The 12,709-nt window shown below is 44.3% G+C and carries 13 protein-coding genes; all 13 read right to left on the bottom strand.

Going from position 1 to position 12,709, the window contains the following annotated elements; all coding sequences use genetic code 11:
• Positions 1–71 precede the first annotated feature (71 nt).
• A complete protein-coding gene (locus tag ACKPCD_RS08260) occupies positions 72–1,832 on the bottom strand; it encodes a sensor histidine kinase (RefSeq protein WP_321432917.1) in 1,761 nt (586 codons plus the stop codon).
• Positions 1,833–1,867: 35 nt separating this feature from the next.
• Positions 1,868–2,590: a response regulator transcription factor gene (locus ACKPCD_RS08255; RefSeq protein ID WP_086988647.1), complete on the bottom strand. Its 723-nt coding sequence runs from the start codon at positions 2,588–2,590 to the stop codon at positions 1,868–1,870.
• Between the two features lie 31 nt (positions 2,591–2,621).
• Entirely contained in the window at positions 2,622–3,359 is a 738-nt protein-coding gene (locus tag ACKPCD_RS08250) for a pseudouridine synthase (protein WP_068560620.1), read from the bottom strand.
• 34 nt (positions 3,360–3,393) lie between these two features.
• Positions 3,394–4,014, bottom strand: a complete 621-nt coding sequence (gene scpB / locus ACKPCD_RS08245) for an SMC-Scp complex subunit ScpB (RefSeq protein WP_068560618.1) — start codon at positions 4,012–4,014, stop codon at positions 3,394–3,396.
• The gene (locus ACKPCD_RS08240; protein ID WP_321432916.1) at positions 4,007–4,780 is read right to left on the bottom strand and encodes a segregation/condensation protein A; all 774 of its coding nucleotides are present in this window, start codon (positions 4,778–4,780) and stop codon (positions 4,007–4,009) included. The genes scpB and ACKPCD_RS08240 overlap by 8 nt, the downstream gene beginning before the upstream one ends.
• A complete protein-coding gene (locus tag ACKPCD_RS08235) occupies positions 4,777–5,034 on the bottom strand; it encodes a GNAT family N-acetyltransferase (RefSeq protein WP_321432915.1) in 258 nt (85 codons plus the stop codon). The genes ACKPCD_RS08240 and ACKPCD_RS08235 overlap by 4 nt, the downstream gene beginning before the upstream one ends.
• Positions 5,035–5,204: 170 nt before the next feature.
• The gene (locus tag ACKPCD_RS08230; protein ID WP_288924544.1) at positions 5,205–6,023 is read right to left on the bottom strand and encodes a purine-nucleoside phosphorylase; all 819 of its coding nucleotides are present in this window, start codon (positions 6,021–6,023) and stop codon (positions 5,205–5,207) included.
• Positions 6,024–6,037: 14 nt separating this feature from the next.
• Positions 6,038–7,207 (bottom strand): phosphopentomutase, encoded by a 1,170-nt coding sequence (gene deoB, locus ACKPCD_RS08225; RefSeq protein WP_288924545.1) that lies wholly within the window; start codon positions 7,205–7,207, stop codon positions 6,038–6,040.
• Between the two features lie 45 nt (positions 7,208–7,252).
• Positions 7,253–8,143: a site-specific tyrosine recombinase XerD gene (gene xerD / locus ACKPCD_RS08220; RefSeq protein ID WP_321432914.1), complete on the bottom strand. Its 891-nt coding sequence runs from the start codon at positions 8,141–8,143 to the stop codon at positions 7,253–7,255.
• 29 nt (positions 8,144–8,172) lie between these two features.
• Positions 8,173–8,628, bottom strand: a complete 456-nt coding sequence (fur, locus tag ACKPCD_RS08215) for a ferric iron uptake transcriptional regulator (RefSeq protein WP_068560606.1) — start codon at positions 8,626–8,628, stop codon at positions 8,173–8,175.
• 33 nt (positions 8,629–8,661) lie between these two features.
• Positions 8,662–9,528 (bottom strand): CvfB family protein, encoded by an 867-nt coding sequence (locus tag ACKPCD_RS08210; RefSeq protein WP_321432913.1) that lies wholly within the window; start codon positions 9,526–9,528, stop codon positions 8,662–8,664.
• A 221-nt stretch (positions 9,529–9,749) separates the two neighbouring features.
• Positions 9,750–11,507: a pyruvate kinase gene (pyk, locus tag ACKPCD_RS08205; RefSeq protein ID WP_086988654.1), complete on the bottom strand. Its 1,758-nt coding sequence runs from the start codon at positions 11,505–11,507 to the stop codon at positions 9,750–9,752.
• 51 nt (positions 11,508–11,558) lie between these two features.
• On the bottom strand, positions 11,559–12,521 hold the full coding sequence (pfkA, locus tag ACKPCD_RS08200; RefSeq protein WP_086988655.1) for a 6-phosphofructokinase: 963 nt from the start codon (positions 12,519–12,521) through the stop codon (positions 11,559–11,561).
• Positions 12,522–12,709: the final 188 nt, after the last annotated feature.

Here is a 12,709-nt window from a genome sequence, read left to right as displayed (position 1 = left end):
AAGAGCGCTTGTCAAGCACGTTATTACGGTTTCGAGATGTTTTTTTTGAGAGTATTATCCGGCCACTCTTCTCAAACAGCGTGGAATGGAAGCCGCACCAAGAAAGTCGTCCCTACACCGGGCTCACTATGGACCTCAATTTCTCCATCATGCGCTTCCACAATTGTTTTCACGATTGAAAGTCCGATGCCAGTCCCTTTTTGCTTCGAATATGTCCGAGATTTATCATTTTTGTAAAATCGCTCGAAAATGAACGGCAGACTTTCCGCTTGGATACCGATCCCGTTATCGCTGACTTCAAAGATGACGTTGTCCAACACATCATCCATGCGGATTGTGATATGTATGAATTTTTGCCTGCGTTTGCCGATTTCGGCCGAATATCGTACCGCATTATCGATCAGATTGTAAAATACTTGATTCATTTTCTCTTCGTCGAAAGCATAAGTTTTGATGCCATCTGCAAGCTCATAAGTGAATTGGATAGCGGCTTCTTTAAAACTGTTCTCGAACCTACTTGCCAAATGATCGAAGAAATCCGCGAGATCGACATTCTGCCTGTTCAGATCAACATAACCCGCTTGCATACGTGATAGATCCAGAAGATTGTTCACCATCTTGTTCATTTCGGTCGTTTCATCCAAAATGATTTGAGCCATTTCTATCTTTTCGTCATTGCTTTCAGCGATATTGTCGATAATGGCTTCGCTGTAGCCTTTGATCATCTGCAAAGGTGTCCGCAAGTCGTGGGATACATTCGTGATGAAATCTCCGCGGATAATATCCAATTGCCTTTCATTCGTCACATCCTGCAGCACGATCAGCACCCCAGTGGTTTTTTGCAGATCTGCTTGGATAACCGGTGTCACCTTGACGTTATAATGCCGCTGTGACCAACTGAGATCCGCTTCCGATCCGGCTGTTGTTTTGAAAGCGTACTGCACCATTTCTTTGAACTGATGCGGCATCGCTTTAGCCTCGGCATCCGGGTCAACTCTTCGCCAAAAATCCAGAAAATCTTGCCCTGGTCCGTTAACTAATTTCAATTGGAAATTCTGGTCAAAGTAGAGGATTCCAGAAGGCAACGAGTCAAACAGATGATTCAACAGTTCGCGTTCTTCCCTGTTCATCAGCATCGTAGCCTGAAGGGTCTTTCCCAACTTGTTCATGGCAGTTCCTAAACCAGAAATCTCGTCATAAGATTCGAACGTAATCCGCTTAGAAAAATCATTCCGTGAGTATTTGAAGGCGATATCCGTCATAATCCCCAACGGCTCAGCAACATTCCGGATCAGGTGCTGATAATAGATGATTGTCCCCATCAAATATACGGTCAACAGCAGTAGCGTGATACTTTTTGCGTTCAGTTGGTAGGTCTGAAATTCATCTAAATCATAACCGATGACGAGCATTCCGGATTGTCCCTGCAGCTCAAATTTATGAACAAAAACCATCAGAAGTAAAGGATTGTTTTCCTCGTCTTTGATGGTGATTCTGCTGAAATCATCTACGTTACTGTCGATTGCATCCAGAATTTGATCATTCATTAAAATATTCTCCAGAAGCAATTCGGACTGCCCTTCCAGTTCCGGGTTTTGTATGACGAAACGGCTCTGATCTGCTATTTTGATGTAATAGGACATTTCGGGATCAAACGATTGCCCAGCACTGGCTTGCGTGAGATAACCTTCAGGATCGGACATGATCGAGTCCTTATATGCGGTAATCTTTTCCTGCAGTAGTTTATTATAGGTATCTTCGATTGAGTTCACACTGATGATTGCGTGGCCGATATACATCAAAGTCATGATGGTTACAGTCAAAAAAGTCAAAAGGACCCATGATTTGAGGAATATGCTCGTCCTTCTCATTGTGCATCGTTTGCCGCATGGTCATCATTCGGAGAGAATTTATAACCCATCCCCCAAACGGTGACTATCATTTTCGAAACAGGTTTAGATTGCTTCAACAGTTTCTCGCGCAACCGCTTGACGTGCGTATCCACCGTACGTAGATCGCCGAAAAATTCGTATTTCCAGACTTCTTTCAAAAGAACTTCCCTCGTGAAAATTTTTTCCGGGGACTTTGAAAGATAAAGTAGCAACTCAAATTCTTTTGGAGTCAAATTGATGGCCACTTCGTCTACCAAAACTTTTCTGGCATCAGGAAAAATCTTCAGCATTGGGTATTCGATTGTGCTCGATTCCGATTCTGAAGGCTTGGTCCGCTTCAGGATGGCAGCGACGCGCAGCATGACTTCCCTTGGGCTGAACGGCTTCACAATGTAATCATCCGCTCCGGACAAAAAACCTTCTACGCGATTGTTTTCTTCGCCGCGGGCAGTGATCATCATGATCGGTATTTCTTTTTCCTTACGGACAACTTTCGCTACTTCAATGCCAGTCATCCCAGGAAGCATGATATCCAATAAAACCAAATCGTAATGGTTATTCAGGATCATTTCCACCGCAGTTGTACCATCCTCTGCTTCGGCTGTTTCGTAGCCATCCTTTTCCAGATAGAGTTTCAGCAGTCTTCGGATGCGCTCTTCGTCATCCACAATCAATATTTTCCCGCTGGAATTTGTCATCGTGATCATCCTCTCCCGTTGTGTAAGAAAACTACCTTTTTGATGCCTTTTCGTTGGCAAGAGCCATATTCTTAAGCTTCTCTATTTCGAACGCCTTCAGCTCTCTGTGTTGCCCAGGTTTTAGATCACCGAGGGTAAGGAATCCAAATGACTCCCTTTTCAGTTTTTCGACAGGGCAACCGATTTTTTCAAACATTTTTTTTACTTGATGATTCCAACCTTCATGAATGGTCAATTCAACGATTGCTGTATTTTTTTGGGAATTGGCCGAAATCAACTTAGCCCGCGCTTTAGATGTTTTTTTCCCGTCGATCAGTACCCCGTTCTCCAATTTGTTCAGATCAGAGCGCGTAGGGATAGAACCAACTTTAGCGACGTAAGTTTTGTCGATGTGGTATTTCGGATGAGTCAACAGGTTCGCAAACTCACCGTCATTGGTCAAAAGAAGCAGTCCAGTTGTATCATAGTCCAATCTTCCGATGGGATAAATCCGCTCCTTAACATCGAAGAAATCGGTAACAACAGTCCGATCCTTATCATCTTTCACGGATGAGAGAGTATTCTTGGGTTTGTAGAACAAGTAGTAAACAGGCTGCTCTCGATAGATTGGCATGCCGTTCACTTCGACCCTGTCATTTTTTGAAACTTTGACCCCTAATTCTGTCACCTTGTTCCCGTTTACGCTGACTGCACCAGAAGTGATCAGTTCTTCGGCTTTTCGTCTTGATGCTATTCCTGCATGAGCAATAACTTTTTGTAATCTTTCCATTTATTCACCTATTATTCTTATTTGTTTTTGTCGGTCATTCTTGTTCCGGTATGACGGAATCTGCTTTGAAAAAAGCAAGTTGGCTATCTTGATTTTCATCAATAGGAAAATCAAAAAGATCAAAAGATTCATTATCCTGCATTTGGAATAATTCATCCACATTCGGCAGATCATCAATTGTGGTCAGTCCGAAATAATTCATGAAATAGTCGGTCGTTCCGTAAATGATCGGTCTTCCCGGTGTTTCGGAACGTCCGATTTCCTTTATCAAGCCTCTCAGCAACAACCTTTGGACCAGTCCTGCTGACTGCACGCCGCGGATCTGATCGATTTCCATCCGCGTCAAGGGTTGCTTGTATGCGATGATCGCCAGCGTCTCCAGGGCAGCTTGCGATAAGTGGGTCGCGAATGGCGAAACAGCGTACATTTTGATGAGTTCCGCATACTCTCTTTTTGTGGCGAGTTGGTATCTTTTGCGGGTTTCAATGAGCGTCAAACCGGAATGGATGTTGTCGTTATGACTCGCCCGCATTTCGGTCAACAGATTTTGAGCTTCCAATGGGGTGGTCTCCAATAAAGAGGTGATCTCATCCATACTCAAGCCATCATCCCCTGCCACAAACAGCAGACTCTCCAGTGCCCCTTTTTTATTCATTTGCTAAAACTCCCATATTACGTAATATATAAATTTCTCCATAGGTGCTTTCCTGCGAAAAATTGATTTTTCTTTCTTTGACCAATTCCAGCATCGCCAAAAATGTATTCACGATCTGCGCTTTGGTCTGCACTTCAAAGAAATCCGTAAAGGGCAGCCTCTGGTCAGAATCATGCGGCAGGTTGTCCAACTTCTCCATGATCCAAGTCATCGTCTGATCCACCGTATATTGTTCCTGCTCCATTCTGGCCTGCAGCGGCTTCTTTTTTTGCAATTTCTGATACATTTTCTGAAGTGCAGCGATAAGGTCTGCAGCTGAAACTTCGCCCGGGGCAAGCGGAATCGCTTGTTGAAGCTCCTCCAGGTCTGTTGCGGGCTTCGTGAAATATAAGCCGCGCTCCTCTTCCATCGTTTTAAGCGCTTTGGCGGCTTCCTGAAATTGCTTGTATTCCACCAATTGTTGGATCAGGCTTTCCCTTGGATCTTCACCCTCTTCGTAAAATTCCTCTTCGAAAGTCACTTCTTTTTTCGGAAGCAACATACGGCTTTTAATTTCCAACAATGTCGCAGCCATCAACAAATAATCGCCGGCGATATCTAATTTCATCTCCTGCATCGTGTCTAAGTAACGCAAATATTGAAAAGTCACTTCCGTAATCGGAATATCAAAAATATCAACTTTGAGCTCTTTGATTAAGTGCAGGAGGAGATCCAATGGTCCCTCAAAATCCGGCAATATGAGGGTGAGTTCATTTTGTTCGCTCACAATGATCCACTCGATTCCTCATCACTTCGGTTCAGTTGTTTCTGGTTCCACTTGGCGATGAACGGCGCGGTTTCCAGCGTGCCATTGATTGTGCTTGTAGGGTAGTGTTGTTGCAGTCCATCCAACAGCCGATGAACAATCCCTTCACTACGAAATGAAGGGGAAACGGCAATATGACGGACGAGCACCATTGCCTCGCTTATTTCCACACCTATCAGAGCAACAATATTATCAGTCACTTCATCTTTCCACAAGAAGAGCTTCCTATCAACATTTTCGATGTAGCTTTCCATTTCTGGCTTCAGCCTCGCCACATTTTTTAGATCTGTTACATAAGAAAGTAGTCCCATAGCTATTTTTTCATATGATTGATTATAAGAAATGAACACTTCGATCTCCTTCTCACTTTGTATTTACCCGTTTGTTACAGAGCAGTCAACGTATTCTTCAATAATGTTTTGAATGTTTCTTTGACTCGGGTGGTCGTTTCGACGACTTCTTCATGATTCAGGGTTGCTTGCATGCCTGAAGCTAAATTAGTTATACAGGAAATACCGAAAATGCGCAAACCTGCATGACGAGCCACAATGGCTTCCGGCACGGTGGACATACCGACAGCGTCTGCCCCGAGTACACGGCACATCCGGATTTCTGCTGGTGTTTCATAAGTCGGACCTGTCAGTCCGAGGTAAACACCTTCCTTCAAATCCAATCCCATCTGCGAAGCGACTTGTTTTATTTTCGCTTGATATTCGGCATCATAGGCTTGGCTCATGTCTGTGAAACGCGGTCCTTGCTCGGGGTCATTCGGTCCGATTAAGGGGTTTTGGCCCGTCAGATTGATGTGATCCGTGATCAGCATCAGATCTCCTGGTGTAAAGGCATAACTGATGCCACCTGCGGCATTTGTCAGCGCCAACGAGTGAACGCCCAGTTGCTTCATTACCCTTATCGGAAAAGTAACTGCTTCGAGCCCGTACCCCTCATAGAAATGGAAGCGCCCCTGCATCGCGATGACTTTTTTCCCGCTCAGATTTCCATAAACAAGTTGGCCTTTGTGCCCTTCAACTGTCGAAATCGGAAAATAAGGAATTTCTTCATAAGGAATCGCAATTGCATCTGTGATTTCTTCGGCCAACTCGCCTAAGCCTGAACCCAAAATTAAACCGAATTCAGGTTCCAATAAACCTTTTTCTTCTAAAAATTTGGCGGCTATTCGTATATTATTTTGATTATTTGTCATATCCACACACCTCACTAGTTCAATTCATCCAAAAAACTACGGCCATTTTGAGTAGCGGCCACCTGAAAATTATCGGATACGGTCGCTCCGATATCCGCAAATTTGCCTTGATTCATCTTGCCGCGACCCGCCATTTTTTTCGAATAAGCCAACAATGGAACATATTCGCGCGTATGGTCTGTCCCTGGGAATGTTGGATCGTTACCATGATCTGCGGTGATCAACAGCAAATCATCATCCGCTAAAGCAGTCACTATTTCAGGGATACGCCCATCAAAGTCTTCGATTGCCTTAGCGTAACCATTCACGTCTCTGCGGTGTCCGAAGAGCGCATCAAAGTCGACAAGATTCAGGAAACTCAAACCCCGAAAATCTTTTTCCATGACTTTCAGCAACTGGTCCACGCCGTCCATATTACTTTTCGTACGGACATATTCCGTTATGCCTTGGCCGTTGTAGATATCATTGATTTTACCGATGGCAATGACATCATAACCCGATTCTTTCAAGTAATCCAGCGTTGTTTTCCCGAACGGATCCAAGGCGTAATCGTGTCGATTGCTTGTGCGGGTAAAATGTCCGGGAGTTCCGATATACGGTCTGGCGATGATCCTTCCGATCATGTAGGGATCCTCTAATGTAATCTCTCTGACATATTCGCAGATTGCATACAATTCCTCAAGCGGAATGATGTCTTCGTGGGCGGCAATCTGCAACACCGGATCCGCTGATGTGTAGACGATCAGATCGCCGGTCTTCATTTGGTGCTCACCAAACTCATCCAGAATTTCGGTCCCGCTGGCCGGTTTGTTTCCGATAATTCTCCGGCCTGTGTGAGATTCGATTTTCTGGATTAATTCTTGCGGAAAACCTTCAGGAAAAACGCGGAATGGAGACTGGATGTTCAGTCCCATGATTTCCCAGTGGCCTGTCATGGTGTCTTTACCGACGGACTCCTCCTCGAGTTTTGTATAGTAGCCAAGTGACGCGCTGTCAGACTTTACGCCGCTGAGTTCGCGTATGTTTCCCAATCCCAATGTTTCCAGATTAGGAATTTCCAGCCCAGCGACTGCTGCGATATGTCCAAGCGTATCCGATCCAACATCGCCGAACTTATCGGCATCCGGCGCTTCCCCTATGCCGACTGAATCCAAAACGATCAAATGGATGCGATTAAATTTCATGATTTTATTCCTCCCGGATCCTCAGCTTCCTTGAGCAAGTAAACTTCAAGCACGAGGATGATATTTTTGATAAATTTCTGCCATTCTCTCTGTCGTAATGTGCGTATAAATCTGGGTAGTAGAAATGTCAGCATGCCCCAATAGTTCCTGCACAATCCTCAGGTCGGCTCCGTTTTCCAGTATATGTGTTGCAAAAGAATGGCGCAACATGTGCGGAGATACATTTTTATTGATGCCGGCATCCCGCACGGTTTGTTTTAGATTTTTCCAGATTCCTTGTCGTGTGAATCCGTTGCCGTGGAAATTCAGGAACAAATAAGCCTTCTCTTTCCTTCCGTGAGCCAAAGCTGGTCGACTGTCCGACAAATATTCCGAAATCCAGAAGGCGGCTTCCTCCCCCAACGGAACAATTCTTTCTTTATCGCCCTTCCCGATTGTTTGGATGAACCCGATATCCAGATGGATTTCACTCATCGTAATGTGGATGAGTTCACTGACACGAAGACCGGTGGCATACAACAGTTCCAATATGGCACGATCCCTCAAGCCTAAGACTGTTTTGACATCCGGAGCAGCCATCAAACGTTCGATTTCATCCATCGAGAGCACTTTCGGCAATTTTTGCTGTTTTTTCGGTAATTGGATGGTGACCATCGGATCGTTTTCGATTAATCCCTCTTGCTTCAAGTATTGATGGAATTTCCGGAGACTCGTGATCATTCTCCCGATTGAGGCTGTGGCCAATTTTTCTTCATTCAAGAATTGAAGATACAAAAGTACATCCGGCTTGGTGACATCTCCGAATGCATGAATCTCATTCTTTTCCAAAAAATGGCTATATTTTCTGAGGTCTCGTTGGTAACTGGTGATCGTGTTATCCGAAAGACCTCGCTCAATCCTTAAATAACGCCCGTATGCATTAATTTCTTCTTCCATAACCTTTAACCCATTTCATCTTTTTGAGTCTATTTATTCCTCATTTTTTGTTGGCAATCCCGGCAGATGCCATGAAAAGTCAAACGATGATCCTTAACCACGAATTGATAGCGCGCTTCGACATCCTTTTCGACCTCACCCAACAAATCTTCGTGTATTTCCTCGATATTGCCGCATTCTATGCACAAAAGGTGATGATGGAAATGTTCATTGCTGGTCCTTCTTAAATCGTAGCGAGATAACCCGTCTTCAAACACAACTTTGTAGGTGATGTTCAGCTCCGTCAAGATTTCCAAAGTCCGATAGACCGTGGCAAGGCCAATGTCGGGATGCTTAAGCCGCAACAGCAGGAAAATTTCCTCCGCACTGAGATGCTCTTTTTCCTTTTCCAGCAGCACGCTGACAGTCGCTTCTCGTTGCGGAGTGAGCTTGAATCCTGCCTCTTGCAATTGTTTTTTGATGGTATTTAATGACAATTCCGTCACTGCTGTCGGCTCCTTTAAGGACAGGCTGAAGACCTAATCCTTTTTGATTAATTTAGTGTGTCCGTCTTCTTGGATGATCAGTCTGGCTTTCAACAAATGGCCCAAAGCCCTTTTGAACTGCGCTTTGCTGATACCAAAGTATTCTTTGATTGCTTCTGGATCACTCTTGTCCCAATAAGACAAGCTATGCGTTGGGCTCTGCTCCAACAACACCAGAATCATGGCTGCATCCTCACTGATTGCTTCGTGAGCACGCGGTTTCAAGGACAGATTCAGCATGCCGTGTTGACTGATTCCGACAACCCGACCGCTGACGACTTCGCCCAAGCGCGGTTCAATCTCCCGCTCGGATGGGTGAATGAATCCGATGTAATGATCATCCGTCAGGATGAACGTTCCTACTAATTTCAAACGGAAGACGGTTCCGGTGACGTCCTTATTTTTCAATTCCTCACCCGGAGTACGGGAAATGGAACGGAATACCGGTTCATCAGCAATGATTCCCCAAAGACGGTCTTTGCTGTCTTGCTCTAAGGCAATCAGTAATCGATCTCCTTTTTTTGGCCATAGCGCTTTGATGTCGGGCAAGTTATCCAAAGAAACCACAATTTCTTTGTCGTCAAGGCCGATATCCACAAACACGCCCAAATCTTTCCGGACTGCCACAACTGTTCCCCAGCCGTATTTTCCTACTTGGCTAGCTGGTTCTTTTAAGGTCATGCGAAGTTGCTTGTTCATGCCCTCGTATACGAAACCTTTAACAGTGTCCCCCAATTGCAATGCTGTTTCCGATTCATCTTTATCCAATCTGTAAGTGATGCCGTCCTTCTGAACGAAGACACTCTTTTCGTTCTCGTCCACGATCACACCCGTAATGATTGTACCTAATACTTTACTCATAATTCTCCTCCAGACGGTCCTTCCGTCGCTGTATTTCTTCCATTTTATCATATCACAAAATGATTTCCAAAGTGTCGTTATCCCGCGCTTGACATATTTGTTATATTTGAGCATATTTTCCTATTTGCCGATGGAATCATCAGGAAGATAGGATTCAAACAAAGCAAATGGGTCCGAGACTCTCGTCCCAGACCCAAAGATGCTCTCTAATTTAGTTCAGCTTAGATGGTAGTAGTTGCACCGCGGTAGATGATGCCACGACGAGAATCGATTGTGATCAATTCGTTGTCTTGCACTAATGCAGTCACATTTTCTGCTCCTACGATTACCGGAATTCCATTTGCGATACCAACAACAGCAGCATGACTTGTCAAGCCGCCAGCTTCAACGATTACTGCTGCAGCTTTTTCAAATGCAGGTGTATAGTCTTTATCGGAGTTCTTCAACACCAAGATGCAATCTTCTGTAGCTTTAGCGATTGCTTCCTCAGCTGAAAGAGCTACAACAGCTTTTCCGATGACAGATTTGTCGCCGATACCTTGGCCGGAAGTCAATTTGGTTCCGATCAATTGGATCTTCATCAAGTTTGTTGTTCCGCGTTCGCCTACTGGTACGCCGGCAGTGATGATGATCAAGTCGCCTTCTTTAGCGAATTTTTCTTCTTTGGCAACTTTTGCAGCCAATTCCATCATTTCATCAGTTGAATCAGGTTTTTCGGTTACGAATGGATACACACCCCATGAAAGTGCCAATCCACGTCTTTGACGCTCCGAGAAAGTGACTGCAACGATGTGTGATTTCGGACGGTATTTAGAGATCATGCGCGCTGTATGTCCAGATTCAGTAGCGGCAACGATTGTTTGGATGTTGAGGTTGCGGGCTGTATGTCCAACCGATTGACCGATTGCTTCAGCCATATCTGTGTTGCTGTATGCTTTCAAAGCAAATGCATCTTGTCCAACGATCGCTTCTTCCGTACGGATAGCGATTGTAGCCATTGTCGTAACGGCTTCAACCGGGTAATCCCCAGCAGCTGTTTCTCCGGATAGCATAACTGCATCAGTACCGTCAAAGATTGCGTTGGCAACGTCCCCTGCTTCAGCACGTGTAGGACGTGGGTTGCGTTGCATGGAATCCAGCATTTGAGTTGCTGTAATGACTGGTTTGCCTAAAGCGTTACATTTTTTGATCAACATTTTTTGTGCGATAGGAACTTCTTCCGTAGGGATTTCTACTCCTAAGTCACCACGGGCAACCATCAGACCTTGAGAAACTTTCAAGATTTCATCGATGTTATCAAGACCTTCTTGGTTCTCGATTTTAGGGATGATTTGGATGTGGGTTGCATTGTGTTTTTCCAAAATTTCAGTGATAGCCAATACATCGCTCGCGCGACGCACGAAGCTCGCTGCGATAAAGTCGACGTCATTTTCGATTCCGAAGATAATATCTTCCGTATCTTTTTGTGTAATTCCCGGGAAATTCGTTTTGATTCCTGGAAGATTGACACCTTTTTTGTTTTTCAGAATGCCTGAGTTTTTGATCAAAGTAACAATTTCATTGTTCTCTCTGTCGATTTCAGTCACTTCAAGGTCGATCAAGCCGTCATCCAATAAAATATGGTTTCCGACAACAACATCGTTGATCAATTCTGGGTAAGTGATTGAGAATTTATCTTTTGTACCCTCAACTTCTGTCATGGAGATTCTAACTGTTTCGCCGGCGATCAATGACACGATACCGTCTTTCATGTTGTTTGTACGGATTTCAGGACCTTTTGTATCCAAAAGGATAGCGCACATTTTACCTGTGATTTTTGAAGCTTCGCGAATATTGACGATACGGGCACCATGTTCTTCAAAATCCCCGTGCGAGAAATTTAAGCGGGCAACATTCATACCGGCATTGATTAACTTGACGAGTGTTTCTACAGATTCACTGGCAGGTCCGATTGTACATACAATTTTTGTCTTTTTCATAGAAAATAAGCACCTCATTTTATATTTTGTAAAACGTAAGTAAACTTTTCGTTAGAAAGAAATTTCTTTGTTGATTTGGTAAAGTGACAACAATGGCAAGTGTTTTTGGTTCTCAAGCGTATCGATGATATCATTGAAAACAACTTCATCACCCTTGACGCCTACGCAGATTCCACCTTTGCCTTCTTCCAGCATTTTAACGGCGTTGTAACCGAAAAGGCTTCCCAGTACACGGTCTTTCGCTGAAGGGGATCCTCCGCGTTGCACGTGGCCCAGAACAGTGACACGTGTGTGGAATTCTTCGAATTCGGAAAGTTTCTCTGCAAATTCATTCCCTGACATTACGCCTTCAGCCAACATGATGATTGTATGTTTTTTGCCGCGCGCTCTGCCTTCCTGGATTTCAGCAACTACTTCTTCCATTGTGAATTCTTTTTCGGGAATGACGATGGATTCCGCGCCACTGCCGATACCGGTCCATAAAGCGATGTCTCCGGCGTTTCTGCCCATTACTTCAACAACGAATGTACGGATATGGCTTGTTGCGGTATCTCTGATTTTGTCCACAGATTCCAATACTGTATTGATAGCAGTATCAAAACCAAGTGTGTAATCAGTACCCGGAATATCATTGTCGATTGTTCCTGGGATACCGATTGTCGGGAACCCTAATTTAGTAAGCGCTGCTCCTCCACGGTAAGATCCATCCCCACCGATTACGATCAGGCCATCGATGCCGAATTTCTTCAACTGCTCGATCCCTTTAAGCTGTCCTTCAAGTTTTGCGAACTCCGGATAGCGGGCAGAATATAAAATTGTACCCCCACGGCTGATTGTGTCTCCGACATCATCAATCGTCAGACGACGGAAATCTCCGGCTACCATACCTGCATAACCATAATTGATGCCATATACTTCCAAACCGTCATAAATGCCTTTGCGCACAACGGCACGAATAGCGGCATTCATTCCTGGTGCATCTCCACCACTTGTTAATACTGCAATACGTTTCATTAGACTTCACCTCATCAATAAAGTTAAAAACTCTCAATTTCCAAAAAAAATCATGCGTTAAATATTTTTTGAATTTGTCCTTCACTATCTTATCATCTTTTTATGAAAATGTCTTTTAATTTCACGTTTTTTTGATTGTTAAAAAAGAAACAATGAAAAATAATGGCTTCTTGTGCGGAATATCGCCA

Source organism: Trichococcus flocculiformis (assembly GCF_963662535.1).
In the GTDB taxonomy this organism is placed as follows: Bacteria; Bacillota; Bacilli; order Lactobacillales; family Aerococcaceae; genus Trichococcus; species Trichococcus flocculiformis.
The sequence above is the reverse complement of the archived record's forward strand: the minus strand, read 5'-3'. Positions and strand labels throughout refer to the sequence as shown.

Coding starts and splice junctions, on each gene's coding strand:
- scpB (WP_068560618.1), bottom strand. CDS start 4,014: ATGAATAAAAAAGGGGCACTGGAGAGTCTGCTGTTTGTGGCAGGGGAT.
- xerD (WP_321432914.1), bottom strand. CDS start 8,143: ATGGAAGAAGAAATTAATGCATACGGGCGTTATTTAAGGATTGAGCGA.
- deoB (WP_288924545.1), bottom strand. CDS start 7,207: ATGAAATTTAATCGCATCCATTTGATCGTTTTGGATTCAGTCGGCATA.
- ACKPCD_RS08230 (WP_288924544.1), bottom strand. CDS start 6,023: ATGACAAATAATCAAAATAATATACGAATAGCCGCCAAATTTTTAGAA.
- pyk (WP_086988654.1), bottom strand. CDS start 11,507: ATGAAAAAGACAAAAATTGTATGTACAATCGGACCTGCCAGTGAATCT.
- pfkA (WP_086988655.1), bottom strand. CDS start 12,521: ATGAAACGTATTGCAGTATTAACAAGTGGTGGAGATGCACCAGGAATG.
- ACKPCD_RS08255 (WP_086988647.1), bottom strand. CDS start 2,590: ATGACAAATTCCAGCGGGAAAATATTGATTGTGGATGACGAAGAGCGC.
- ACKPCD_RS08250 (WP_068560620.1), bottom strand. CDS start 3,359: ATGGAAAGATTACAAAAAGTTATTGCTCATGCAGGAATAGCATCAAGA.
- ACKPCD_RS08210 (WP_321432913.1), bottom strand. CDS start 9,528: ATGAGTAAAGTATTAGGTACAATCATTACGGGTGTGATCGTGGACGAG.